Below are 25,803 nucleotides of genomic sequence, written 5' to 3' on the forward strand. Positions count from 1 at the left end.
CGGTGGCAATTCGCTGCTGGGTACGCAGGTGGTGTCGCGGCTGGGTGTCGCGCTCGATGCGCAGGTGCCCGTGCGGACCCTGTTCGAGGCGTCGACGGTCGGTGCGCTTGCCGCGCACGTTGCCGCGCTGACGGGTTCGGGTTCACGCCGCCCGCTCACCGCGCGGCCGCGCCCCGAGCGGATCCCACTCTCGCTCGCGCAGCAGCGCATGTGGTTCCTGAACCGGCTCGATCCCGAGTCCGCCGTCAACAACATTCCGCTCGCGATCCGGCTGTCCGGCGAGCTGGACACCGAGGCCCTGCAGGCAGCGGTGCGGGACGTCCTGGCGCGGCACGAGTCGCTGCGCACGGTGTTCCCCGACACGGACGGGGTGGGCCACCAGTCGATCCTGTCCGCCGACGAGGTGGACTTCGGCCTCGGGATCGAACCGCTCACCGACGACGCACTCGTCGCGCGGATCGAGGATTGGGCACTGGCGGGCTTCGACCTGACCACCGAACTCCCGGTCCGTGCACGGGTTTTCGCCCTGTCGTCGACCGAGCACGTTCTTGTCCTGGTGCTGCACCACATCGCATCGGACGGCGTGTCGATGGGCCCGCTCACCCGGGACGTGATGACGGCCTACGCGGCGCGCGCGGCGGGGCAGGCACCGAGTTGGGCTCCGCTCGACGTGCAGTACGCCGACTACGCGCTGTGGCAGCGTGAGGTACTCGGCTCCGAGGACGATCCGGGCGCCGTGATCTCGCAGCAGGTCGAGTACTGGAAGACGGCCCTGGCCGGTCTGCCCGACCAGCTCGATCTGCCGTCGGACCGACCTCGACCCGCAGTGGCCTCCAACAGCGGTGCCACGCATCGGTTCTCGATCGGCGCCGAGCTGCAGGCCGGCATCGACAGCGTGGCCCGCGCGCACGGTGCGACCCCGTTCATGGTGGTCCACGCCGCGCTCGCGGTGCTGCTGTCCCGGCTCGGCGGCACCTCCGACATTGCCGTCGGCACGCCGGTCGCGGGCCGCGGCGAGGCGGCCCTGGACGACCTCATCGGCATGTTCGTCAACACGCTGGTCCTACGCACCGAGGTCGACGGGGGACAGTCGTTCGCCGACCTCCTCGCGCAGGTCCGATCCGCCGATCTGGCAGCGTTCGAGCGCGCCGATGTGCCGTTCGAGCGGCTCGTGGAGATCCTCGACCCGGAGCGGTCTCAGGCACGTCACCCGCTGTTCCAGGTGGCACTGGCCTTCCAGAGCGGGGTGGCCCGGCAGTCCCTCGAACTGCCCGGACTGACGGTCTCCGGTGTCGACTTCGACATCGCCCTCGCGAAGTTCGACCTGCAGGTGACGGTCGCCGACCTGTCCGTCGAGATGACCTATGCGACAGACCTGTTCGACGAGCCGACCATTCAGGCCGTCGGCAGGCGTTTCCGCGCGGTGCTCGAATCGGTGGTCGCGGATCCGTCGGCCGCAGTGGGCGACGCGATCCTGCTCGACGCGTCGGAACTCGACACCCTGACCCGCGTCGCGGGACCGGACGTGGCCTGCCGCGAGACGTTGACCGAGATCCTCGGGCGCCACGTGGACACGAACCCGGCGGCACCCGCACTGAGTTGCGGTGACACGACGCTCACCTATCGCGACCTCGACGAGCGGTCGAGCGCGCTGGCCCGTGAACTGATCGCCCGCGGGCTCGGTCCGGAGAGCGTCGTCGCGCTGTCGTTCCCGCGTTCGTGGGAGATGGTGCTGTGCGTGTGGGCCGTCGCGAAGACCGGCGCCGCCTTCGTCCCGGTGGACCCGACGTACCCCGACGATCGCATCGAGCACATGGTCACCGACTCCGCTGCCGCACTGGGTATCGCGGCGGCGGACGCAATCGACGACCTGCCCGAGGCCGTCTCGTGGTGGTCGCTGGGTGAGCTCGAGCGCGCGGCGGCCGACGCCGGCCGCGCGGTGACGCCCGTCGGCGACACCGACCGGACGAGTCCGCTGCGCCTGGACCACACCGCCTACGTGATCTACACGTCCGGATCGACGGGCAAACCGAAGGGCGTCGTCGTGACGCACCGCGGGCTGTCCGGCCTGGTGGATCAGTCCGTCGAGCTGTACGACGTGGATGCCTCCGATCGCGTGCTGCACATCTGCTCGCCCAGCTTCGATCCGTCGGTGTTCGAATGGGCGCTGGCCGCTGCTGCCGGCGCGGAGCTGGTGGTGGTTCCGCCGTCGATACTCGGCGGCGAGGAACTGCACGCGCTCCTGGCGCAGCGCCGTGTGACCGCCTCGATCATCACCCCGGCCGTGCTCGGATCGATGGACCCCGCGGGTCTCGACGACCTGCGCCTGCTGTCGGTCGGCGGTGACGCGTCGACCACGGAACTGGTGGGACGCTGGGCGCCGGATCGGCAGTTCTTCAACGCATACGGGCCCACCGAGACGACGATCGTGTCGACCCGTGGCGAGCTGTTCGCGGGCAAGCCGATCACGGTCGGCGGACCGGTACCCGGGGTCGGGGCGCTGATCCTCGACACCCGACTGCGGCCCGTCCCGGTGGGTGTCGCGGGTGAGCTCTATCTGTCGGGCGGTGCTCTCGCGCGCGGCTACCACGGCCGTCCGGCGCTCACGGCGGACCGCTTCGTCGCGAACCCGTTCGGGGAGGCCGGTGAGCGGATGTACCGCACCGGCGACGTCGTGCGGTGGACCGCATCGGCGAGCGGAGCGACGGGGGGTGTCTCGGCGAGCGGAGCGACGGGGGGTGTCTCGGCGAGCGGAGCGACGGGGGATGCCACCGACCTGTCGATCGAGTACGTCGGCCGGTCCGACTTCCAGGTCAAGGTACGCGGGTTCCGCATCGAACTCGGCGAGATCGACTCGGCGCTCACCGACTGCCCGGGCGTGTCGTTCGCGACCACCGTCGGGCATCGGATGCCTTCCGGGCAGACGGCGCTCGTGTCCTACGTCCTCGCAGACGACGGTGTCGACACCGACACGATGACGCGGCACGTGGAATCGCTGTTGCCGTCGTACATGGTCCCGGCGTCCATCGTCATCCTCGACGAGGTTCCGTTGACCGCGGTGGGCAAGTTGGACCGGCAGGCGCTGCCGGAACCGGTCTTCGAGGCCAAGGCATTCCGCGCGCCGGTGACCCGTGCGCAGGTGCTCGTCGCGGACGCCTTCGCCGACGTCCTCGGCGTCCATCCGGTCGGGCTCGACGACGACTTCTTCGACCTCGGCGGCAACTCGCTCGTCGCCACGCAGTTGGTGTCACGTCTCGGTGCGGTGCTCGAGACCCGTGTACCGGTGCGGGAACTGTTCGAGGCCTCGACGGTGGAGACCCTCGCCGCCCGACTGGGTTCGCAGTCCGGCGGCGGCCGCAAGGCTCTCTCGCCGCAGCCTCGGCCCGACCGCATCCCGCTCTCCCTCGCGCAGCGGCGTATGTGGTTCCTCAACCGGCTCGAGCCCGGATCGGCGGCCGACAACATCCCCACGGCGGTCCGCCTGTCCGGCAACCTGAACGTCGATGCGCTGCGTTCGGCGGTCGTGGACGTGGTGAGCCGGCACGAATCGCTGCGTACCCGGTACCCGGAGGAGGCCGGCGTCGGCTATCAGGTGGTGCTCCCGGTCGAGGAGGCGCTGTCGGGGTGGGACTTCGGTCCCGAGCGGGTCACCGCCGACGACGTGCGTGACCGCGTGGTCGCGATCGCATCGACCAGTTTCGATGTCACCGCCGAGGTGCCCCTGCGCATCCGGCTGTTCGAGTTGTCTCCGTCCGAGTACGTGCTCGTCGTCGTGGTGCACCACATCTCTGCCGACGGCGTCTCGATGGGTCCGCTGATCCGCGACGTGATGACGGCCTACACCGCGCGGTCGGCGGCGACGGCCCCGACCTGGGCGCCGCTGGACATCCAGTACGCGGACTACGCTCTGTGGCAGCATGATTCGCTCGGTGACGAGGACGACCCGACGTCCGTCATCGCCCAGCAGATCGCATTCTGGCGCGGTCGCCTCGCCGGCATTCCCGATCAGCTCGATCTCCCGACGGATCATCCGCGGCCCGCGCAGCAGACGTATGCCGGCGCGACGGTCGGCGCCGAGGTCGACGCACAGACCCACCGCGGCCTCGTCGAGCTCGGGCGGGCACACAACGCCAGCTCGTTCATGGTCATGCATGCCGCGCTCGCGGTGCTCCTCGCACGACTGTCGCGGTCGCAGGACATCGTGGTCGGCACCCCGATCGCAGGCCGCGGCGATGCCGCTCTCGACGATCTCATCGGCATGTTCGTCAACACGCTGGCACTGCGGGTCCAGGTGGATCCCGCGGAGACCTTCGTGGATCTGTTGGCGCGGGTGCGCGGCTCGGATCTGGACGCATACGCTCACGACGACCTGCCGTTCGAGCTGCTGGTGGAGGTCCTCAACCCGGTCCGGTCCACGGCCAGGCATCCGCTGTTCCAGGTCGGATTCTCGTTCCAGAACATGCGGATCGGGTCGCTCGCCCTGCCCGATCTCGAGATCGCGCCGCTCGAGATCGACTCCGATCTCGCAAAGTTCGACCTGCACGTGACCATCGTCGACAGCACCGACGAGGACGGGAACCCGGCGGACTTCACCGTCCAGTTCACGTACGCGACCGATCTGTTCACCGAGACCACCGCCCGGCGTTTCGCGCAAATGTATGCGCGCATCCTTCGGGCCGTGGTCACGAATTCGTCGGCGCCGGTCGGTGACCTCGAAATGATCGACACCGACGAGCGTGAGCAGGTGCTCGGACGGTGGAACACGACGCAGCGTCCTGTCGGTGCGGACCTCACGTTGGTCGATCTCTTCGACACGCAGGTCGCCGATGCTCCGGACGCGCCGGCGATCGTGGCTGCGGCCGAACGACTCTCGTACGCGGAGTTCGACGCACGGGTGAACCGCCTGGCCCGCCGTCTCATCGAGATGGGCGTCGGACCGGAATCTCGTGTCGCGCTGGCGATGCGGCGGTCGGTGGAGCTGCTCGTCGGCATGTACGCCGTCGCGAAGGCCGGTGGCGCGTACGTACCGATCGATCCGGACCATCCCGCGGACCGCACGGCCTACATTCTCGACACGGCGCAGCCCGCCTGCGTGCTGTCCACCACCCGAGAGGGTGTCGAGGTCGCCGCGCACATCCCGGTGCTGCACGTCGACACGTTCGACGGCGCAGAGTTCGACGCAGGCCCGATCGTCGGTGACGAGCGCACGTCGCCGCTGCGACCGACCAACACCGCGTACGTAATCTTCACGTCCGGTTCGACGGGACGGCCGAAGGGTGTCGCCGTCAGCCACGCCGCGATCGTCAACCAGCTCGAATGGAAGCGTGCCGAGTACGGTCTCGACTCGTCGGACGCCGCGCTGCTCAAGACCGCGGCCACGTTCGACCTGTCGGTGTGGGAGTTCTGGTCCGCGCTGACGTCCGGCGGACGGCTCGTCGTCGCCACGGCAGACGGCCACCGCGATCCCGGCTATCTCAACGCACTGATGCGCAGCGAGTCCGTCACCACGCTGCACGTCGTGCCGTCGATGTTGCAGGCGCTGCTCGTCGAATCCGGGGACCGGCTTCCCGAGTCGCTGCGCCGGGTCCTCGCGATCGGTGAGGTGCTGCCTGCCGACACCGCGGCGCGCTTCGCATCCGCGGGAACCGCAGACCTGTTCAACCTCTACGGTCCCACCGAGGCCGCGGTGTCGGTCACGGCGCAGCGCGTCGAGGACACCGACGGATCCGCGGTGCCCATCGGCGGCCCGGAATGGAACACGCGCCTGCTCGTCCTCGACGATCGGCTCCGCCCCGTCCCGGTCGGTGTGCCCGGCGAGCTGTACCTCGCCGGTGCGCAATTGGCCCGAGGCTACTTCGGCCGTCCGGCGCTGACGGCCGACCGTTTCGTCGCCGACCCGTACGGGCCGGCGGGGGAGCGGATGTACCGCACCGGCGACGTCGTCGCGTGGCGCACCGACGGCACGCTCGACTACGTGGGACGAGCCGACTTCCAGGTCAAGGTGCGCGGCTTCCGCATCGAGCTGGGTGAGATCGAGGCCGCGCTGCGGTCGTCGGACCGCGTGAAGGACGCGGCGGTCACGGTGTGGGCCGACGCCCGGGTGGGTGACCGGCTCGTGGCCTACGTGGTCCCGACGGACTTCGCGACCTTGGATGCTGCTGCGCTCGAATCGGAACTGTCGCAGTCACTCCCGTCGTACATGGTGCCCTCCGCCTTCGTCGGACTCGAGGCGCTGCCGCTCAACCTCAACGGCAAGATCGACCGCAAGGCGCTGCCGGCACCGGTTCTCGAGGCCCGGCAGTTCCGGGCACCGGTCACCCCGATCGAACAGACCGTGGCGATCGTGCTGTCCGAGGTCCTCGGTGTCGACCGCGTCGGTCTCGACGACGACTTCTTCGAACTGGGCGGCAACTCGCTGATCGCAACCCAGGTGGTGTCCCGGCTGGGCTCCGCCCTCGACACCCGGGTGCCCGTGCGCGTGATGTTCGAGGCGTCGACCGTCGAGCGCCTCGCGGCGGCGGTGGGTTCGCTGACCCAGGATCGAACCCGTCGGCCGCTCACGGCTTCCCCGCGGCCGGAGCGGATTCCGCTGTCACTGGCGCAGCAGCGGATGTGGTTCCTGAACCAGTTCGATCCGGCATCCGCCGTCAACAACATTCCGGTCGCGGTGCGGCTGTCGGGTTCGTTGGACCTGCCGGCGCTGCAGCATGCGGTGCGGGACGTCGTCGCCCGGCACGAGGCGCTGCGAACCGTGTTCCCCGGGCAGGACGGTGTTGCCTACCAGCAGGTCCTGTCCCCGTCGCAGGTGGATCTCGACCTCGCGCCCGTTGCGATCGAGGACGCGCAGGTCCTGGCCGCCGTGACCGAACTGGTGTCCACCGGCTTCGACGTGACGAGCGAGGTCCCGCTGCGGGTTCGCCTGTTCGCGCTGTCCCCGGTTGACCACGTGCTCGTGTTCGTCATCCATCACATCAGCGCGGACGGCTGGTCACTCGGACCCCTCACCCGAGATGTGGTGTCCGCGTACCTCGCCCGCTCTACGGGTGACGTACCGGCGTGGGCGCCGCTCGAGGTTCAGTACGCGGACTACGCGCTGTGGCAGCGTGAGGTCCTCGGTTCCGAGGACGACCCGGAGTCGATCATCTCGCGTCAGGTCGACTACTGGGAGACGGCGCTGTCGGGTCTGCCCGAGCAGTTGGATCTGCCGACGGACCGTCCACGTCCAGCGGTGGCGTCCGGTGCGGGTCGCTTGCACCGCTTCGAGATCGGTGCCGGTCTGCATCGCGGGGTGACCGAGTTGGCACGGCGCTGCGGCACGACGCCGTTCATGGTGGTCCACGCCGCGTTGTCGGTGTTGCTGGCTCGACTGAGCGGCACCTCCGACATCGCGATCGGCACGCCGGTCGCCGGTCGTGGTGAGCGGGCGCTGGACGACCTGGTGGGCATGTTCGTCAACACGCTCGTGCTCCGGACCGAGGTCGACGGCGGCCGGTCGTTCGCTGATCTGCTGGCATCGGTGCGGGAGAACGACCTGGCGGCATTCGGGAACGCCGATGTGCCGTTCGAGCGGCTCGTCGAGGTGTTGAACCCCGAGCGGTCGCAGCGGCGCCACCCGCTGTTCCAGGTGATGCTCGCGTTCCAGAACATGTCGCGTGCGCAGATCAGTACCGGCGAGCTGTCGATCGCGGAGCTTCCGTTCGACGCCGTTTCCGCGAAGTTCGACCTGTCGGTGACGCTCAGCGAAACGGCTCCGGGCCAGGCTGATTCGGCGTTGTCGGTGGAGCTGAGCTATGCGACGGACCTGTTCGACGAGCCGACCATGGTCCGGTTCGGGGAAAGGTTCGTGCGGGTACTCGAGTCGGTGACGGCAGACCCGTCGCTGCCGGTCGGTGAGATCGAACTGCTCGACGGTGCCGAGCGGGATCGGGTGCTCGTCGAATGGAATTCCACCGATCACCCGGTGCCGGACGCCACGCTGCTCGAGTTGTTCGACGCGCAGGTCGCATCGACGCCGGACGCGGTGGCCGTGGTGTGCGCGGGCGAGTCGCTGTCGTACGGCGAGTTCGCGGCCCGGGTGCATCGCCTGGCGCGGTTGTTGATTGCGCAGGGTGTGGGCCCGGACGTTCTCGTCGGCCTCGGTATGCGTCGTTCACTGGATCTGCTGGTCGGCATGTACGCGGTGCTCGCCGCGGGTGGTGGATATGTGCCGGTGGATCCGGACCAGCCCGCCGATCGCAACGACTACGTTCTCCGGCTGGCCGAACCCGCGTTGGTGCTGACCACGTCTCGTGACGGTTTCGCGACCACTCTGGCGAACGTCACGGACCTGAGCACACTGGACCTGTCGACGTTCTCGGACGCGCCGGTCACCGATACCGATCGGATCGCTCCGCTGCGTTCGGAGAACGTGGCGTATGTGATCTTCACGTCGGGTTCGACGGGTCGGCCGAAGGGCGTGGCGGTCTCGCACGGCTCGGTCGTCAACCAGTTGCGGTGGATGCAGTCCGAGTACGAGTTGAGCTCGTCGGATCGGGTGCTGCTGAAGACGCCCGCGACGTTCGATGCGTCGGTGTGGGAGTTGTTCTGGCCGTTGCAGGTCGGAGCGCAGCTGATCGTCGCCGCACCGGATGGCCATCGTGATCCGGTGTACCTGGCGACGACGATCGCAGAGCAGTCGGTGACGGTGGTGCAGTTCGTGCCGTCGATGCTGGCGGTGGTCGCCGACGAACTCGACGGCCGGCCCGTCGCGTTGACCCGGGTGTTCTGTGGTGGCGAGGCGCTCACCGCCGGCACTGTGGAGCGGCTCCGTCGCGTCAGTGGTGCTGCGGTGCACAACCTGTACGGCCCGACCGAGGTGACGGTGCAGGCGGCGCGTCACGCCGTGACCACGGACGACGTGGCGGGTGTGCCGATCGGTGCGCCGGTGTGGAACACACGGGCCTACGTGTTGGATTCGCGTCTGAAACCGGTTTCCGCCGGCGTCGCAGGCGAGCTGTACCTGGCGGGTGCTCAGGTGGCGCGCGGCTACTTCGGCCGCGGTGACCTCACCGCGGAGCGATTCGTGGCGAACCCGTTCGGGGACAACGGTGCACGGATGTATCGCACGGGCGACCTCGTGAAGTGGAATGCCTCGGGCGAGCTCGAGTACCTGGGCCGCACCGACTTCCAGGTGAAACTGCGCGGTCTGCGGATCGAGCTCGGCGAGATCGAGGCGGCGCTTCTCGACCGGCAGGCCATCGCACAGGCTGTGGTCCTGGTGAAGAGCGAGCAACTCGTCGCCTACGTGGTCCCGGCGGTCGACGCGGTGGTCGACACCGATGCGGTGAGATCCGAGCTGTCGACGTCGCTGGCGTCGTACATGGTGCCGGCAGCGTTCGTGGTCCTCGACGAGTTCCCGCTGGGTGCGTCGGGCAAGCTCGATCGCCTGGCCCTGCCGGAACCGACCTTCGAGGCCACGGTGTTCCGGGCACCGGCCACGCCGGTGGAGGAGATCGTCGCGGGTGTGTTCGCCGACGTCCTCCGTGTGGAGCAGGTGGGTCTGGACGACGACTTCTTCGCCCTCGGCGGCAACTCGCTGATCGCGGTGAGGATGATCGCCAGGCTTCGGAAGGCGTTCGGCGCGCAACCCCAGTTGCACTGGCTGTTCGAGGATTCCACCGTGGGGGCACTCGCCGACCGGATCGAGGCCACCTACTCGACGCCGGACACCGAGCGCGGGCTCGGCGTCGTTCTCCCGCTGCGGTCGCGTGGAGACGAGAGCCCGCTCTTCTGCGTCCATCCGGTGACGGGACTGTCGTGGGGCTTCGCCGGCCTCGCCGCGAACGTCGATTCGGATCGTCCGATCTACGGGCTGCAGTCACCTGCGCTCGGCGACGGAGGTGAGCTTCCCGCGTCGATCGAGGACTGGGCGGCGCTGTACATCGACCAGATTCGCCGGATCCAGCCGAACGGTCCGTACCACTTGTTGGGATGGTCGATGGGCGGCGCGATCGCGCATGCGATGGCGGTGCAACTGGCCGCTGTCGGCGAGGAGGTTCGCACGCTCGTGATGCTGGACAGCCACGTCGCGGACGAGACGGCTGCATCCGTCGCCGGGCCCGCGCCGTCGCTCGCCGACATGCTCGGCGGTCTCGTCGCGGAGACGGGGGAGACCCGGTCCCTGGACGATCTCGATCAGGAGACCGCGGTGGAGATGCTGCGCGAGATGCTCGCCCCGATCGGTGACTTCACCGCCGAGCAGATGGACCGCATCGTCTCCGGTGTGGTCCACGCCTCCGCGGTGGCCGCGTCCTACCGGCCGACCGCCCGGTTCGACGGGAGCCTGCTCTACTTCAGCGCGGATCTCGACGGTTCCCGCGGCGCCGATGTGTGGCGCGAGGTCGTCGAGGGTGAGGTGGAGGTGGTGGCGGTTCCGGTCACCCACTGGGACATGACGACCCCCGAGGCGATCGACGTGATCGGCCCGATCCTGAACCGACGCCTGCAGTCCTGACGCGGGCCGACGCACAGGGCCCCTCCCCGGACCTCGCGGCCGGGGAGGGGCCCTTACTTCTCGGCACTGCTCGATGTGGCGGGGGAAGGCCTTGTCAGCAGGGCGCCGCGCTGCGCGCCCCGTAGGTCGGGTCGAGGGCGCTCTGCACCCGGAAGACCGAGCGGGGGTCGTTCAGTAGGCCCACATGCGAGACTGCCGCGCCCGGGCAGGTGTCCTGGATCCACTCGTTGCGCACCGAGGTTCCCGGATCCGCTGCGAGGAAAGCCCCCTCGGGGGGAGTGACGATGTCGTCGCTGCGGGAGGCGATCACCGTGTAGTCGATACCGGGGAAGCTCTCACGACCGGTGTTGAGCTGGGTCAGGAAATCGGATCCGATCAGCTGCTGGTACGACGCCAGGCCGAATGCGAACTCGACGATCTTCTGATTGGTCGGTTCGTCGGTGATCCGGAGCGACGTGAACACCGAGTAGAGGTCCTGCATCCCGTTGAACGTGGTGCCGTGATTGGTCGGGCCGAGCATCACGAGGTGGCGCACCGTGTTGCGCGACGGATCGACCTGGTCGGCCCCGCCCTCGAAACGCAGGTACTGGCGCGCCATGGTTCCGCCCTGGGAGTGGCCGACGATGTCGACCTGGGCCGATCCGGTGCGAGCACGGACCGTGTCCACGAACGATGCGAGTTCGCGGGCGGAACCGCGGATGTCGCCGGTGCCCCACGAATGCGCCGCGGCGCCGTAGTTCAGTGCGTAGACGCAGTAGCCCGCGTTCCGCAGCGCCGGCGAGATCACATTCCAGCTCTGCAGCATGCTCATGCCGGTGCCGTGCACCAGGACCACCGGCCGGGGGTGTTGCGTGCTCGGGCGGCACGACCAGTCGTTGGCGCCCTCCGGCGCGGCGTCGGGTGGTGTCAGCGAGCGCGCGGCGGGGGCCGCCGACGGTAGGACGAGGCTGCCCGGAGCAGGCTCGGCGGTCGCGGCGGCCGGGTGAAGCCCCATTGCGCCGAGAAAGACCGCTGCCGTGGTGGCGAGGACTCTCGCCACCGAGCGTTGCCGAAGGGCCATTCTTGTGCTCCTGTAAACCTGCGGACGGGCAGTGATTCGCTGAATTGATATCAGACGAAAAGGGCATTCACCCTGGTATTCGGATGAACAATCGGGGGTGTTCCGGAGGCGCCGGGACAGAACCGATTCAGCGGCTCGTCTTCGGCTCGTCTTCGGCTAGTCTTCGGCCCGATCTTCGGGCCCGTCTTCGACGTCAGCCGGTGGCAGCAGCGCGCCGGTAGCCGCGGATCGCCGGGTAGATGAACACGGCCATCATCCCGAACGACCATGCCAGCGTCTGCAACACCGGTTCGAGGATGGGGCCGCCGACCGCGAGACCACGCATGGCGTCGATTGCACACGACATCGGCTGGGCCGCGACCACGGGCTGAAGCCATGTCGGATAGGCCATCACCGGGACGAACCCGGAGTTGAAGAACATCAGCAGTGTGCAGGCGATCGACACCAACTCGACGAGGGGGGCGTCGCCGGCCACCGTGGCCAACGCGGTGACCATCATTGCGAAGCCCATGCCGAAGATCACCGGGATCACCAGCAGCATGATGCTCGGGAGGAAGCCCTGCGTCATCCGGAACCCGAGGGCGAACCCGACTGCCAGGATGACGACGGTCGTCACCAGAACACGGACGGCCTCCGCCATCATGCGGCCGACGAGGCCGGCGGCGCGGTGGATCGGCAGCGTCCAGAACCGCGACAGCAGACCCGATTTTCGTTCGCCACGCAGACCCACGGCGCTCACGATCGAGCCGAACATCGCGCCGACGAGGATGATCATCGGAACCTGCCCGTAGATGGCGGGCATGCCCGTCGCGGCCGTCACGGTGTTGCCGATGACGACTCGGAACATGATCAGTGTCAGAGCCGGATACAGCAGCGCCTGGATCATCGTGGAGGGGTCGCGTGCCCACCGCGTCAGCAGTCGCTTGCACTGGATCAGACTGTGCGTCCACAACGCCTGCATCGAATTCTCGCCCCACACGTTCACGGGGAGCGGGAAGTCGAAGCCGCCTTCGTCGACCCTGCGTTCGGACGAGACCAGGGCGGACCGGGCTGGCCGGGTGGACTGGGAGTGCTCGCTCATTGGCGCCTCATACTTGCCCACCAGGCGAGCGGTGCGAACACCGCGGCCAATCCGACGCACCATGCGGTTGCGGGGAACAACGTCGATGCCGACAGCCCGCCCTCGGCCATGTCGCGCATGGCGTAGGAGAACTGGGAGATCGGTTGATTTCGGACGAACGGCCGGATCCACTCGGGGAACCCGGACTCCGGCACGAAACCACACGACAGCATGCCCAGGATCAGCTGCGGAAGGGCGAGTGCCTGCGCGGTCGCCTCGGGAGACTTCGAGAGCGTGCCGATCGCGTCGGCCCCGAGTGACAGGGCGAGGCTGATGGCGAGGGCCATCACGCAGAAGAGAACTGCCGGGGCGAATCCCGCACTGAACCGGAACCCGATCGCATAGCCGTATGCGAGTGCCGCCGCGAGCGCGATCGTCGACCTGACCAGCGCACTGGTCATGCGGGACAGCAAGGGAACCGGACCCGACACCGGCATCGTCTTGAGCCTGGTCGTCAGACCGTGCAGCGCCTCGACCGACGCCAGCTGCGACGCCGAGATCGCGGTGAAGGCCATCGCCTGCAACACGATGATCGGCATCAGGAACTGCGCGTAGTCGATGCCCTGCAGTTTCATGACGAACCGCAGAGGCAGATAGAAACCGATGGTGAAGATCAGCGGTGCAACGATGGCGACCGCGAGTTCACCCGTCTTCACCATTGTCTTGAGGGTGCGGCCGGTCAGCGCCATCCACTGCTGGAATGCGTTGGGGTCCGGACGTCGGTGCGAGCCGATCCTCTTCGCGGGCACACTCAGCGCGGCCTGTTTCGACGCCGCGGACACCGAGAGACTATTCGCGGCGCTCTTCGCCGAGGTCGTCATGGCTGCTTCTCCGGTGCGGAGTGACCGGTCAACGACAGGAAGACGTCGTCGAGGGAGGGGCGACGCAACGCGATGTCGGCCAGTTCGATTCCCGCGGCGTCGAGTCGCCGCAGCGCCTCTGACAGCGTGCCGGCCCCGTCGGGCGCCGGAATCGCAACCCGATCGCTCCCCTCGGAGATCTCGGCCCGGATCTCGATCGGAACGAGGTTGCCGAGCGCGTGCACGGCCCATGGCAGTTGCTGCGGATCGAGCGGGACGATCTCGCAGTAGCTGCCGCCGGTCCGCGCCTTCAGTTGGTCGGCGGTGCCCTCCGCGATCACGGTGCCGCGATCGATGACGATTATGTTGTCGCTGAGCAGGTCGGCCTCCTCGAGATACTGCGTGGTCAGCAATACCGTGATGCCCTGCGCCTTGAGCGAGCTGACGAGCGACCACACGCCTTGTCGACTGCGCGGGTCGAGCCCGGTGGTCGGCTCGTCGAGGAACACCACCTCGGGGCGGACCACCAGACCGCAGGCGATGTCGATACGGCGTCGCATGCCGCCCGAGTAGTGCCGCACCGCGCGCTTACCGGCATCGAGGAGATCGAACTCGGTGAGCAGGGCCTGGGCGCGCTGCCGGGCCGACGCGCGGTCGAGCCCCATCAGCCGGCCGAACAGTTCGATGTTCTCGCGGCCCGACAACGTTTCGTCGAGCGCGGCGTACTGGCCGGTCATCATGATCGAGCGCCGGACGTCGGCGGCGTGACTGACCACGTCGTGACCGGCGACCATCGCGCGGCCGCTGTCGGGTCGGATGAGCGTGGACAGCACCTTGACCGTCGTGGTCTTCCCGGCGCCGTTGGGCCCGAGAATGCCCAGGACAGTCCCGCGCTCGGCCTGGAAACTGACGCCCCGCAAGGCCTTCACATCGCCGAAGGATTTGTGGACATCGTCGACCAGCACCGCTGTGTCCTGGAATATGGGCATCGACACTCCGCTGTTTCACCTGGGTTCGGATGGGTGACCACTCTCAGGGTCCACGCGTCCATCCGTCGACGTGTAATCCCTCCGCTCCCGCCAAATGTTACCCGGCGGTGTGACGCGGGTCGTTCTGTGAGGTTTGCCCCGACCGCCGTCCCGCCGCGCGCGATCCGGCGATTTCCGGGTCGGTCGTTTGTTTGGTCAGTCCCAGATTCCGACGGTCTCCAGGTGTCGCACCAGGCGTTTTGCACCATCCTCGAAGTGGGCGCGGGTCTCGGTCGCCACGGCCACGGTGTCACGCGCGGCGAGGGCCGACAGCAGACGTGTGTGACTCGCCACCGCTTCGTGGCCCCAGTCCAGGTCCGATGAATAGAAGTGCACCGGGGTGTAGCGCGCCGCATTGAGGAGGAACCACGACAACTTCCGTGCTCCCGCGAGTCGATTGAGAATTCGGTGGAAGCCGAACTCGAGCTCCTCGATGCGGTCGGCATCACCGAGCTCGACGGCACGTCGCAACTGCTCGTTCATCGCCCCGAGTTCCGCGAGGGCGTCGTCGTCGACCAGTGTGGTGGCCCGAATCGCCAGTTCTTCGGCGATCCGCCCCTGCAGCCAGAAGAGGTCGTTGACGTCGTCGCGACTGAGTGGGGCGACGACGTACCCGCGGTGGGGGACCAGTTCCACGAGGCCCTCGCCGCGCAGCGTGAGCAGCGCTTCGCGAACCGGGGTGACACTGACTCCCAGCTCGGCGGCGGTCTCGTCCAGACGGATGTAGTCCCCGGGCCGCACGCCGCCCGACATGATCAGGTTTCGCACGTGCACCGCGACATCGTCGGAGAGTTGCGGACGGCGGCGCAACGCGCGGGCAGAACTGGGGCGAGAGGCGGCGGACGGGGTCATGAGCACTCCTTCACGGGACAGGAATCCCGCTGTCGTCTGCAGCCACCACATCGGGTTCGCGATCCGAACCGGCCGCTGTGACGCATGCAACAACTGATCCGGTCGAATATATCGGGTGGCCCACCTCGGCCGGCATCTCCGACCGCCCCGTCTCGCCCAGGCTGTCGCGCTCAGCCTGTCGCGCTCAGGCCGGGGTCACCCACACGGTGATGTCGGCGTGGACGACCTCGACACCGCCCCGGTCGGTGATCGTGATCGGGATCGCCAGTTCGGCGCCGCTGGTGATCGTCGGGAAGTCCGGTATTTCGGGCAGCATCGCGGTCGCGCGAAGCCGTGACTGCGCCTTCGCGAGGTATCGGACGTTCATCGCTTTGGGGATCCAGCGATGCGTGGTCGGCACGGTCGCCTCGGCCAGCATCCCCATCGCGGCCTCTGCGAGATTGCAGGCGGCGATCGCGTGGAAGGTCTTGATGTGGTTGTGGACTCCCCACCATTTGGGGGCGGAGATCACGCACAGCCCGGGCGCCAACTGCTCCACACTCGGCAGCACGGTCGCGAAGTAGGGGACACGGGCGCACATGCCGATCGAGAACAGTGCGCGGCCGAATCGGTTGGCGGGCAGTCGTTGCCAGCTGCGGTAGGTGGCGGTCGCGGGCGTCATGCAACGCAACCTTACTTGTCGGTAAGATACTGGACGGCGATTCGGGTGGGCGACATGGGCTGACCTCGGGCTTGTCGGTGAGCGTGGCTGGGGGTGCGATTTGAACTCTCGGGTCCGCTACGGCATACTGATCGGGTTGCCTTGACTGAGACGTGATCCGTCGCGACTCGAGTCGGGCGGGATGAACGTCGAAGATCGTGTCGAAAGACCTGGTCACGGCGAATGCAAGACGGAAGCAGTACCCAGCTTTGTACCCATTACGGGTGCATCCGGTTCGAGTTTCCGAGGCTCCTGGAGAGAGATTTCCGGGGCCCGGGAATGAGTGGCAGGGCGACACGCCCGACCGCGTGGACCGGAGAACCATGACAGATGAACAGCGGCAGCGGATCGAGTGATGTCTCGATCGCCATTCCAATGTTCGTGTCGTGTTTCAGTCCGGGGACTGTGCAGACGAGGTAGTCCCCGGCTCGTTCGGGTTCTACGAAACGCGGCAAGAAAAGGACACTAAGCGTGGCGGGACAGAAGATCCGCATCAGGCTCAAGGCCTATGACCATGAGGCGATCGACGCGTCAGCGCGCAAGATCGTCGAGACGGTGACCCGTACCGGGGCCCGCGTGGTCGGCCCGGTGCCGTTGCCTACCGAGAAGAACGTGTACTGCGTCATCCGCTCGCCGCACAAGTACAAGGACTCGCGCGAGCACTTCGAGATGCGTACTCACAAGCGGCTGATCGACATCCTCGACCCGACGCCGAAGACGGTCGACGCGCTCATGCGCATCGACCTTCCGGCCAGCGTCGACGTGAACATCCAGTGAGCTTGGGAAGACGCAGCGGAGATATCAAATGACTAATCAGATCAAGGGAATCCTGGGCACCAAGCTCGGCATGACCCAGGTCTTCGACGAGAACAACCGGGTCGTCCCGGTCACCGTCGTCAAGGCCGGACCGAACGTGGTTACCCAGATCCGGACCGAAGAGCGTGACGGCTACAGCGCTGTGCAGCTGGCCTTCGGCGCCATCGACCCGCGCAAGGTGAACAAGCCGGTCTCCGGCCAGTTCGCCAAGGCCGGCGTCACCCCGCGCCGCCACATCGTCGAGCTCCGCGTTGCCGACGCCTCCGAGTACGAGGTCGGCCAGGAGCTCACGGCTGAGGTCTTCGAGGACGGCGCATACGTCGACGTCACCGGCACCAGCAAGGGCAAGGGCTTCGCCGGCACCATGAAGCGTCACGGCTTCGCCGGTCAGGGTGCTTCCCACGGTGCGCAGGCCGTTCACCGTCGCCCGGGTTCCATCGGTGGCTGTGCCACCCCCGGTCGCGTGTTCAAGGGCATGCGCATGTCGGGCCGCATGGGCTCCGACCGCATCACGACGCAGAACCTCTCGGTCCACAAGGTGGATGCCGAGAACGGTCTGCTGCTGATCAAGGGTGCGATCCCCGGCCGCAAGGGTGGCCTCGTGATCGTCAAGACCGCAGTGAAGGGTGGTGCGTCGGCATGACCGAGACCGCAACCAAGCTGACCCTGGACGTCAAGGCTGCCGGTGGCAAGACCAACGGCACTGTCGATCTCCCCTCGGAGATCTTCGACGCGACCGCGAACATCGCTCTGATGCATCAGGTCGTTGTCGCGCAGCTCGCCGCCGCACGTCAGGGCACCCACTCCACCAAGACCCGCGGCGAGGTCCGCGGTGGTGGCAAGAAGCCGTACCGCCAGAAGGGCACCGGCCGCGCACGTCAGGGCTCGACCCGTGCGCCGCAGTTCGCCGGCGGTGGCATCGTCCACGGCCCGCAGCCGCGTGACTACAGCCAGCGCACCCCCAAGAAGATGAAGGCTGCCGCTCTCCGTGGCGCCCTCTCCGATCGGGCCCGCAACGAGCGCATCCACGTCATCACCGAGCTGGTCGCCGGGCAGGTCCCGTCCACCAAGTCGGCGAAGTCGTTCCTGGGTGAGATCTCGGATCGCAAGAAGCTTCTGCTGGTCGTCGGGCGCGAGGACATCGCCGCCTGGAAGAGCGTGCAGAACCTGGAAGGCGTGCACCCCATCGCACCCGACCAGCTCAACACCTACGACGTGCTCAACAGCGATGACGTCGTGTTCAGCCTCGAGGCTCTGAACACCTTCATCGCGGGCCCGGCCAAGAACGAGGAGGAGAGCAAGTGACCACCATCGCCGACCCCCGCGACATCTTGCTGGCCCCGGTCATCTCCGAGAAGTCCTACGGACTGATCGAGGAAGGCACCTACACCTTCCTGGTGCACCCGGACTCGAACAAGACGCAGATCAAGATCGCCGTCGAGAAGGTCTTCGGCGTCACGGTGACCAGCGTCAACACCGCCAACCGTCAGGGCAAGCGCAAGCGGACCCGTTTCGGTTACGGCAAGCGCAAGGACACCAAGCGTGCGCTCGTGACCCTCTCGGCCGACAGCAAGCCCATCGAGATCTTCGGAGGCCCGGTCGCGTAAGCGGGCGGGACTTGACGAGATATAGAGGACGAGAAGACTCATGGCAATCCGTAAGTACAAGCCGACTACCCCGGGCCGCCGCGGCTCGAGCGTCTCGGACTTCGCCGAGATCACTCGGTCGACGCCCGAGAAGTCGCTGGTTCGCCCGCTGCACGGTCGCGGTGGTCGTAACGCCCACGGTCGCATCACCACCCGTCACAAGGGTGGCGGTCACAAGCGCGCCTACCGGTTGATCGACTTCCGTCGCAACGACAAGGACGGCGTGCCGGCCAAGGTCGCTCACATCGAGTACGACCCCAACCGCACCGCTCGCATCGCGCTGCTGCACTACGCGGACGGCGAGAAGCGCTACATCATCGCCCCCAAGGGCCTGGTGCAGGGCGCCCCGATCGAGTCCGGCGCTACCGCCGACATCAAGCCGGGCAACAACCTGCCGCTGCGCAACATCCCCACCGGTACCACCATCCACGCAGTCGAGCTGCGTCCGGGTGGCGGCGCCAAGATGGCCCGTTCCGCCGGCGCCAGCATCCAGCTGCTGGGCAAGGAAGGCACCTACGCCACGCTGCGTATGCCGTCCGGTGAAATCCGTCGCGTCGACGTGCGCTGCCGCGCAACCGTCGGCGAGGTCGGCAACGCCGAGCAGTCGAACATCAACTGGGGCAAGGCCGGCCGCATGCGCTGGAAGGGCAAGCGCCCGACCGTCCGTGGTGTGGTCATGAACCCGGTCGACCACCCGCACGGTGGTGGTGAGGGTAAGACCTCCGGTGGTCGCCACCCGGTCAGCCCCTGGGGCAAGCCCGAGGGCCGCACCCGCAAGAACAAGGCGAGCGACAAGCTCATCGTCCGTCGTCGCCGTACCGGCAAGAAGCGCTAGTCAAGGAGGGAGTGAAGGATGCCACGCAGCCTTAAGAAGGGCCCGTTCGTCGATGACCACCTCCTTGCGAAGGTGGACGTGCAGAACGAGAAGGGCACCAAGCAGGTCATCAAGACCTGGAGCCGTCGTTCCACGATCATTCCGGACTTCATCGGTCACACGTTTGCCGTCCACGACGGACGCAAGCACGTTCCGGTGTTCGTCTCGGACTCGATGGTTGGCCACAAGCTCGGAGAGTTTGCACCGACCAGGACGTTCAAGGGCCACATCAAGGACGACCGGAAGAGCAAGCGTCGATGAGTACTGAAACACAGAACCCCACTGCGAAGGCGGTCGCGCGCCACGTGCGCGTGACCCCCATGAAGGCGCGCCGCGTCGTGGACCTGGTCCGCGGCCGCTCGGTCGAGGACGCACTGTCGATCCTCAAGTTCGCGCCGCAGGCCGCCAGCGAGCCGGTCGCCAAGGTGATCGCCAGCGCAGCTGCCAACGCCCAGAACAACCTGAACCTCGATCCCTCCACGCTGGTCGTCGCGACCGCGTACGTGGACGAGGGTGCGACCCTCAAGCGGTTCCAGCCGCGCGCACAGGGCCGGGCCTTCCGGATCCGTAAGCGTTCGAGCCACATCACGGTCATCGTGGAGAGCCGGGCCAACGTGTCCGGTGCCTCGGGCCGTAACCGCCGGAAGGGAAGTGGTCAGTAGTGGGCCAGAAGATCAACCCGCACGGCTTCCGTCTCGGCATCACGACCGACTGGAAGTCGCGCTGGTACGCAGACAAGCAGTACGCGGAGTACGTCAAGGAAGACGTCGCGATCCGTAAGCTCCTCGCCACGGGCATGGAGCGGGCCGGCATCGCGAAGGTCGAGATCGAGCGCACCCGTGACCGTGTGCGTGTGGACATCCACACCGCACGCCCGGGCATCGTCATCGGCCGCCGCGGCGCCGAGGCCGATCGCATCCGCGCCGAGCTCGAGAAGCTGACCGGCAAGCAGGTCCAGCTGAACATCCTCGAGGTCAAGAACGCAGAGGCCGAGGCCCAGCTGGTGGCACAGGGTGTCGCCGAGCAGCTCTCGAACCGTGTCGCGTTCCGTCGCGCCATGCGCAAGGCCATCCAGTCGGCCATGCGTCAGCCGAACGTCAAGGGCATCCGCGTGCAGTGCTCGGGTCGCCTCGGCGGCGCCGAGATGAGCCGCTCGGAGTTCTACCGTGAGGGTCGCGTTCCGCTGCACACGCTGCGTGCGGACATCGACTACGGCCTCTACGAGGCCAAGACCACCTTCGGTCGCATCGGCGTGAAGGTCTGGATCTACAAGGGCGACATCGTCGGTGGCAAGCGTGAGCTGGCCGCAGGCGCTGCTGCACCGTCGGACCGCCCGCGCCGCGAGCGTCCGAGCCGTCCGCGTCGCTCCGGTGCCGCAGGCACCACCGCGACCAGCACCGAGGCCGGTCGCGCTGCGACCGCCACCGCCGATGCACCCGCTTCGACTGAACAGAAGGAGGGCTGACGCATGTTGATCCCCCGGCGGGTCAAGCACCGCAAGCAGCACCATCCGAGCCGTTCGGGTGCCGCCAAGGGTGGGACCCAGGTGACCTTCGGTGAGTACGGCATCCAGGCTCTCGAGCCGGCCTACATCACCAACCGGCAGATCGAGTCCGCTCGTATCGCCATGACCCGGCACATCAAGCGTGGCGGCAAGATCTGGATCAACATCTTCCCGGATCGCCCGCTCACCAAGAAGCCTGCCGAGACCCGCATGGGTTCCGGTAAGGGTTCGCCGGAGTGGTGGATCGCGAACGTCAAGCCCGGACGGGTGATGTTCGAGATGAGCTACCCGAACGAGGAGATCGCTCGTGAGGCCCTGCGCCGCGCGATGCACAAGCTCCCCTGCAAGTGCCGGATCGTGACGAGGGAGGAGCAGTTCTGATGGCAACCGCAAGCCCTGCTACAGAGCTCCGCGAGCTGACCGAAGAAGAATTGGTCACCAAGCTCCGCGAGTCGAAGGAAGAGCTGTTCAACCTTCGCTTCCAGATGGCCACCGGTCAGCTGGACAACAACCGCCGGCTGCGCACGGTCCGTCACGAGATTGCGCGCATCTACACCGTCCTGCGTGAGCGTGAGCTCGGCCTGGCCGCTGGTCCGGACGCAGGTGACGCGGCATGAGTGAGGAAAAGGCAGTGAGCACCAACAGCACCGAAGAGCGCGGCAGCCGCAAGGTCCGCACCGGTTACGTGGTCTCCGACAAGATGGAAAAGACCATCGTGGTCGAGCTCGAGGACCGGGTGAAGCACCCGCTCTACGGCAAGATCATCCGTCGGACCACGAAGGTCAAGGCGCACGACGAGAACGGCGTCGCCGGCATCGGCGACCGCGTGCAGCTGATGGAGACCCGCCCGTTGTCGGCCACCAAGCGCTGGCGTCTGGTCGAGGTCCTCGAGAAGGCCAAGTAAGAGCCGAAGAGTGTATCCAGTACGATGGTGGGGTTGCCCTGCGAAAGCAGTGGTGGCCCCACCATCGGCGGGTACAGACCGCGCGCGTCGGGTCGGAAATCTGCCGCGCATGATCAGCGCGAGCCACTGTGGTTCGTTCTGGTCGAAACAAGCCAGGTCAAGGAGAAGTTAGTGATTCAGCAGGAGTCGCGACTGCGCGTCGCCGACAACACGGGTGCCAAGGAGATTCTCTGCATCCGCGTTCTCGGTGGCTCGTCTCGTCGCTACGCCGGGATCGGCGACATCATTGTCGCCACCGTCAAGGACGCCGTCCCGGGTGGAAACGTGAAGAAGGGCGAGGTCGTCAAGGCCGTCATCGTCCGCACCGCCAAGGAGCGTCGTCGTCCGGACGGCTCGTACATCAAGTTCGACGAGAACGCTGCCGTCATCATCAAGGCGGACAACGATCCTCGCGGTACCCGCATCTTCGGCCCCGTCGGCCGTGAGCTGCGCGAGAAGAAGTTCATGAAGATCGTCTCGCTCGCCCCGGAGGTGCTGTGATGAAGGTGCACAAGGGTGACACCGTGCTGGTCATCTCCGGCAAGGACAAGGGCGCGAAGGGCAAGGTCATTCAGGCCTTCCCCGCGACCAACAAGGTCCTGGTCGAGGGCGTGAACCGCATCAAGAAGCACACCGCGGTCTCTGCGAACGAGCGTGGCGCCTCCTCGGGCGGCATCGTGACGCAGGAAGCCCCGATCCACGTTTCCAACGTCGCGGTCGTCGACTCGGACGGTAACCCCACTCGCGTGGGCTACCGCACCGATGAGGAGACCGGCAAGAACGTTCGTATTTCCCGGAAGAACGGGAAGGACATCTGACATGACCTCCACTGAGAACAAGACCCAGCCGCGCCTGAAGGCCCGCTACCGTGCGGAGATCAAGGACGCGCTGAACGCGGAGTTCGACTACGCGAACGTCATGCAGATCCCCGGCGTCGTCAAGGTCGTCGTCAACATGGGTGTCGGCGACGCCGCCCGTGACGCGAAGCTGATCAACGGCGCGGTTGCCGATCTCGCTCTGATCACCGGTCAGAAGCCCGAGATCCGCAAGGCCCGCAAGTCCATCGCGCAGTTCAAGCTGCGTGAAGGCATGCCGATCGGCGCGCGCGTCACGCTGCGTGGCGACCGCATGTGGGAGTTCCTGGATCGCCTGGTGTCGATCGCGCTGCCCCGTATCAGGGACTTCCGCGGTCTGTCGGGCACCCAGTTCGACGGCAACGGCAACTACACGTTCGGCCTCAACGAGCAGTCGATGTTCCACGAGATCGACGTGGACAAGATCGATCGTCCGCGCGGTATGGACATCACCGTCGTGACCACCGCCACCAACAACGAAGAAGGCCGTGCGCTGCTCAAGCACCTCGGCTTCCCGTTCAAGGAGAACTGAGCCCATGGCTAAGAAGGCACTGGTCAACAAGGCCAACAAGAAGCCGAAGTTCGCGGTGCGCGCGTACACCCGCTGCCAGAAGTGCGGCCGTCCGCACGCGGTGTTCCGCAAGTTCGGCCTGTGCCGTATCTGCGTTCGCGAGATGGCACACGCCGGCGAACTGCCGGGCGTTCACAAGAGCTCCTGGTAACCCACTCCGGGTTACACAGACTTCCGTTCCGCACCCGCGGAACGGTGAAGGTAAGAACCACTTCGTTGTAGGCCCACGACCGGGCCGGCCCCGCTCCCTCCGATTCGTCGGGGGAGCGGGGCCGGGACCGGTGTTGCATGGGAACCCCAACGAGAAAGGTGCACAGGTCAACTCATGACCATGACTGATCCGATCGCAGACTTCTTGACGCGTCTGCGTAATGCCAACTCGGCGTACCACGACGAGGTGAAGCTGCCGCACTCGAAGATCAAGGCGAACATCGCCGAGATCCTCAAGCGCGAGGGCTACATCGCGGACTACCGCACCGAGGATGCCGAGGTCGGCAAGACGCTGATCGTCGACCTCAAGTACGGCCCGAGCCGCGAGCGCAGCCTCGCCGGCGTCCGCCGTGTTTCCAAGCCCGGTCTGCGCGTGTACGCGAAGTCCACCAACCTGCCCAAGGTCCTGGGCGGCCTCGGCGTGGCGATCATCTCCACGTCTTCCGGCCTGCTCACCGATCGTCAGGCGGCCAATCAGGGAGTGGGCGGGGAAGTCCTCGCCTACGTCTGGTAAGGGAGGCCACCACTATGTCGCGTATTGGAAAGATTCCGGTCGCCGTCCCCGCGGGCGTCGACGTGACCATCACCGGACAGGACGTCGCGGTCAAGGGCCCCAAGGGCACCCTGACGATGACCGTCTCGGAGCCGATCTCGGTCGCACAGGAGGACGGTGCCCTTCAGGTCACCCGTCCCGACGACGAGCGTCGCAGCCGCGCGCTGCACGGTCTGTCGCGCACCCTGGTGCAGAACATGATCATCGGTGTTACCGCTGGTTACACCACCAAGATGGAGATCCACGGCGTCGGTTACCGTGTGGCACTGAAGGGCCAGGACCTCGAGTTCTCGCTCGGCTACAGCCACCCGGTCCCGATCGAGGCTCCGGAGGGCATCACCTTCGCTGTCGAGTCGCCGACCCGGTTCTCGATCACCGGCATCGACAAGCAGAAGGTCGGCCAGATCGCGGCCAACATCCGTCGTCTGCGCAAGTCCGACCCGTACAAGGGCAAGGGCATCCGCTACGAGGGTGAGCAGGTCCGTCGCAAGGTCGGAAAGACGGGTAAGTGATATGAGCCAGACTGCAAATCAGAAAGCCAAGCGGATTCCGCTCGGCAAGGACGCGTCCACAACGCGTCGTCTGTCGAAGGCGCGTCGTCACTTCCGTCTCCGCAAGAAGGTCTCCGGCACCCCGGAGCGTCCCCGTCTGGTGGTGAACCGCTCCGCGCGGCACATCCACGTGCAGCTGGTGGACGATCTGGCCGGCAAGACCCTCGCTGCTGCGTCGACCATCGAAGCCGACGTGCGTGCGCTGGACGGCGACAAGAGCGCCCGTGGCGCGAAGGTCGGTCAGCTGATCGCCGAGCGTGCCAAGGCAGCCGGCGTGGAGACCGTGGTCTTCGACCGCGGTGGCCACACCTACACGGGTCGCATCGCGGCCCTGGCCGACGCCGCTCGCGAAGGCGGGTTGAAGTTCTGATGACCAACGTTACTAACGGAAGGAATGCCTGATGCCGGGACGTCAAAGGCGTGACGGCGGAAGCGGACCCGCCGGACAGAATGGGCCGAACAGCGGCAGTGGCGACAACCGTGGCGGCCGTGACCGTCGCGACAACCGCCGCGACAACGCTGCCGAGAAGTCGAACTTCATCGAGCGGGTTGTCTCCATCAACCGCGTCTCGAAGGTCGTCAAGGGTGGTCGTCGCTTCAGCTTCACCGCTCTGGTGATCGTGGGCGACGGCAACGGACTCGTCGGCGTCGGCTACGGAAAGGCCAAGGAAGTTCCCGCGGCCATCCAGAAGGGTGTCGAGGAGGCTCGCAAGAGCTTCTTCCGCGTGCCGCTCATCGGCAGCACCATCACGCACCCGGTGCAGGGCGAGGCCGCTGCCGGCGTCGTCATGCTGCGTCCGGCAAGCCCCGGTACCGGTGTTATCGCCGGTGGCGCGGTGCGTGCCGTGCTCGAGTGCGCGGGTGTCTCCGACATCCTGGCCAAGTCGCTCGGTAGCGACAACGCCATCAACGTCGTGCACGCGACCGTTGCTGCCCTCAAGGGTCTGCAGCGTCCGGAAGAGGTTGCGGCTCGCCGTGGCCTGCCCATTGAGGACGTTGCCCCCGCCGGTATGCTGCGCGCTCGTGCACAGGCTGGGAGCGTGAAGTAATGGCACAGCTCAAGGTCACTCAGGTCAAGAGCACCATCGGCACCAAGCAGAACCAGCGGGACAGCCTGCGCACCCTCGGACTGAAGGGCATCCGCCAGTCGGTCGTTCGTGAGGACAACGCGCAGAACCGCGGTCTGATCAACGTGGTGCGCCACCTCGTCACAGTTGAGGAGGTCTAAC

27 protein-coding genes are annotated in these 25,803 nt (G+C 67.0%); 21 read left to right on the plus strand and 6 right to left on the minus strand.

The features are described from left to right. The coding region (locus DEU38_RS28265) for a non-ribosomal peptide synthetase (RefSeq protein WP_181818662.1) at positions 1-10,492 on the plus strand (10,492 nt) is incomplete at its 5' end. Between the two features lie 94 nt (positions 10,493-10,586). Here DEU38_RS28265 and DEU38_RS04145 read toward each other — a convergent pair. The 6 genes from DEU38_RS04145 to DEU38_RS04170 form a co-directional block, all read right to left on the minus strand. Next, the gene (locus DEU38_RS04145) at positions 10,587-11,552 is read right to left on the minus strand and encodes a triacylglycerol lipase (RefSeq protein WP_114718840.1); all 966 of its coding nucleotides are present in this window, start codon (positions 11,550-11,552) and stop codon (positions 10,587-10,589) included. 193 nt (positions 11,553-11,745) lie between these two features. After that, positions 11,746-12,633: an ABC transporter permease gene (locus tag DEU38_RS04150; protein WP_114718841.1), complete on the minus strand. Its 888-nt coding sequence runs from the start codon at positions 12,631-12,633 to the stop codon at positions 11,746-11,748. Continuing rightward, positions 12,630-13,493, minus strand: a complete 864-nt coding sequence (locus DEU38_RS04155; RefSeq protein ID WP_114718842.1) for an ABC transporter permease — start codon at positions 13,491-13,493, stop codon at positions 12,630-12,632. The genes DEU38_RS04150 and DEU38_RS04155 overlap by 4 nt, the downstream gene beginning before the upstream one ends. Then, complete coding sequence (locus DEU38_RS04160; RefSeq protein ID WP_114718993.1) at positions 13,490-14,461, minus strand: ATP-binding cassette domain-containing protein; 972 nt, start codon at positions 14,459-14,461, stop codon at positions 13,490-13,492. Before DEU38_RS04160 ends, DEU38_RS04155 begins: the two co-directional genes overlap by 4 nt. Before the next feature lie 195 nt (positions 14,462-14,656). After that, positions 14,657-15,352 (minus strand): GntR family transcriptional regulator, encoded by a 696-nt coding sequence (locus tag DEU38_RS04165; protein WP_114718994.1) that lies wholly within the window; start codon positions 15,350-15,352, stop codon positions 14,657-14,659. Between the two features lie 184 nt (positions 15,353-15,536). Beyond that, complete coding sequence (locus DEU38_RS04170) at positions 15,537-16,013, minus strand: hotdog fold domain-containing protein (RefSeq protein WP_114718843.1); 477 nt, start codon at positions 16,011-16,013, stop codon at positions 15,537-15,539. Between the two features lie 510 nt (positions 16,014-16,523). On the opposite strand from DEU38_RS04170, the gene rpsJ reads away from it, so the two are divergent. The 20 genes from rpsJ to rpmD all read left to right on the plus strand — a co-directional run bounded on the left by rpsJ (position 16,524) and on the right by rpmD (position 25,802). Then, positions 16,524-16,829, plus strand: coding sequence for a 30S ribosomal protein S10 (rpsJ, locus tag DEU38_RS04175; RefSeq protein ID WP_003938093.1), 306 nt, complete (start codon positions 16,524-16,526; stop codon positions 16,827-16,829). 28 nt (positions 16,830-16,857) lie between these two features. After that, complete coding sequence (rplC, locus tag DEU38_RS04180) at positions 16,858-17,511, plus strand: 50S ribosomal protein L3 (protein WP_114718844.1); 654 nt, start codon at positions 16,858-16,860, stop codon at positions 17,509-17,511. Then, entirely contained in the window at positions 17,508-18,173 is a 666-nt protein-coding gene (rplD, locus tag DEU38_RS04185; RefSeq protein ID WP_114718845.1) for a 50S ribosomal protein L4, read from the plus strand. Before rplC ends, rplD begins: the two co-directional genes overlap by 4 nt. Beyond that, positions 18,170-18,475 (plus strand): 50S ribosomal protein L23, encoded by a 306-nt coding sequence (gene rplW / locus DEU38_RS04190; protein ID WP_005518367.1) that lies wholly within the window; start codon positions 18,170-18,172, stop codon positions 18,473-18,475. The genes rplD and rplW overlap by 4 nt, the downstream gene beginning before the upstream one ends. Before the next feature lie 40 nt (positions 18,476-18,515). After that, the gene (rplB, locus tag DEU38_RS04195) at positions 18,516-19,349 is read left to right on the plus strand and encodes a 50S ribosomal protein L2 (RefSeq protein ID WP_114718846.1); all 834 of its coding nucleotides are present in this window, start codon (positions 18,516-18,518) and stop codon (positions 19,347-19,349) included. Positions 19,350-19,367: 18 nt separating this feature from the next. Beyond that, positions 19,368-19,649, plus strand: a complete 282-nt coding sequence (gene rpsS, locus DEU38_RS04200) for a 30S ribosomal protein S19 (RefSeq protein ID WP_005518370.1) — start codon at positions 19,368-19,370, stop codon at positions 19,647-19,649. Further along, the gene (rplV, locus tag DEU38_RS04205) at positions 19,646-20,050 is read left to right on the plus strand and encodes a 50S ribosomal protein L22 (protein ID WP_114718847.1); all 405 of its coding nucleotides are present in this window, start codon (positions 19,646-19,648) and stop codon (positions 20,048-20,050) included. The genes rpsS and rplV overlap by 4 nt, the downstream gene beginning before the upstream one ends. Further along, positions 20,050-20,853 (plus strand): 30S ribosomal protein S3, encoded by an 804-nt coding sequence (gene rpsC, locus DEU38_RS04210; protein WP_114718848.1) that lies wholly within the window; start codon positions 20,050-20,052, stop codon positions 20,851-20,853. The genes rplV and rpsC overlap by 1 nt, the downstream gene beginning before the upstream one ends. 3 nt (positions 20,854-20,856) lie before the next feature. After that, positions 20,857-21,273: a 50S ribosomal protein L16 gene (gene rplP, locus DEU38_RS04215; protein WP_114718849.1), complete on the plus strand. Its 417-nt coding sequence runs from the start codon at positions 20,857-20,859 to the stop codon at positions 21,271-21,273. Further along, a complete protein-coding gene (gene rpmC / locus DEU38_RS04220) occupies positions 21,273-21,509 on the plus strand; it encodes a 50S ribosomal protein L29 (RefSeq protein WP_114718850.1) in 237 nt (78 codons plus the stop codon). The genes rplP and rpmC overlap by 1 nt, the downstream gene beginning before the upstream one ends. Then, entirely contained in the window at positions 21,506-21,796 is a 291-nt protein-coding gene (gene rpsQ / locus DEU38_RS04225; protein ID WP_114718851.1) for a 30S ribosomal protein S17, read from the plus strand. Before rpmC ends, rpsQ begins: the two co-directional genes overlap by 4 nt. 171 nt (positions 21,797-21,967) lie before the next feature. Then, on the plus strand, positions 21,968-22,336 hold the full coding sequence (rplN, locus tag DEU38_RS04230) for a 50S ribosomal protein L14 (RefSeq protein WP_114718852.1): 369 nt from the start codon (positions 21,968-21,970) through the stop codon (positions 22,334-22,336). After that, positions 22,336-22,653 carry a 50S ribosomal protein L24 gene (gene rplX / locus DEU38_RS04235; RefSeq protein WP_114718853.1) on the plus strand — a complete coding sequence of 106 codons (318 nt, stop codon included), beginning with the start codon at positions 22,336-22,338 and terminating at the stop codon, positions 22,651-22,653. Before rplN ends, rplX begins: the two co-directional genes overlap by 1 nt. Position 22,654: 1 nt before the next feature. Continuing rightward, complete coding sequence (gene rplE / locus DEU38_RS04240; protein ID WP_114718854.1) at positions 22,655-23,221, plus strand: 50S ribosomal protein L5; 567 nt, start codon at positions 22,655-22,657, stop codon at positions 23,219-23,221. Positions 23,222-23,225: 4 nt separating this feature from the next. After that, on the plus strand, positions 23,226-23,411 hold the full coding sequence (locus DEU38_RS04245; RefSeq protein ID WP_107982812.1) for a type Z 30S ribosomal protein S14: 186 nt from the start codon (positions 23,226-23,228) through the stop codon (positions 23,409-23,411). 174 nt (positions 23,412-23,585) lie between these two features. Beyond that, positions 23,586-23,984 (plus strand): 30S ribosomal protein S8, encoded by a 399-nt coding sequence (gene rpsH, locus DEU38_RS04250; RefSeq protein WP_031937772.1) that lies wholly within the window; start codon positions 23,586-23,588, stop codon positions 23,982-23,984. Between the two features lie 14 nt (positions 23,985-23,998). Then, on the plus strand, positions 23,999-24,535 hold the full coding sequence (rplF, locus tag DEU38_RS04255) for a 50S ribosomal protein L6 (protein WP_114718855.1): 537 nt from the start codon (positions 23,999-24,001) through the stop codon (positions 24,533-24,535). Between the two features lies 1 nt (position 24,536). Next, positions 24,537-24,944, plus strand: a complete 408-nt coding sequence (gene rplR / locus DEU38_RS04260) for a 50S ribosomal protein L18 (RefSeq protein WP_114718856.1) — start codon at positions 24,537-24,539, stop codon at positions 24,942-24,944. A gap of 31 nt (positions 24,945-24,975) precedes the next feature. Continuing rightward, positions 24,976-25,623, plus strand: a complete 648-nt coding sequence (gene rpsE, locus DEU38_RS04265; protein ID WP_114718857.1) for a 30S ribosomal protein S5 — start codon at positions 24,976-24,978, stop codon at positions 25,621-25,623. After that, positions 25,623-25,802: a 50S ribosomal protein L30 gene (rpmD, locus tag DEU38_RS04270; RefSeq protein WP_114718858.1), complete on the plus strand. Its 180-nt coding sequence runs from the start codon at positions 25,623-25,625 to the stop codon at positions 25,800-25,802. Before rpsE ends, rpmD begins: the two co-directional genes overlap by 1 nt. Position 25,803: the final 1 nt, after the last annotated feature.

Origin of the sequence: Rhodococcus sp. AG1013 (assembly GCF_003350365.1) — a bacterium.
In the GTDB taxonomy this organism is placed as follows: Bacteria; Actinomycetota; Actinomycetes; order Mycobacteriales; family Mycobacteriaceae; genus Prescottella.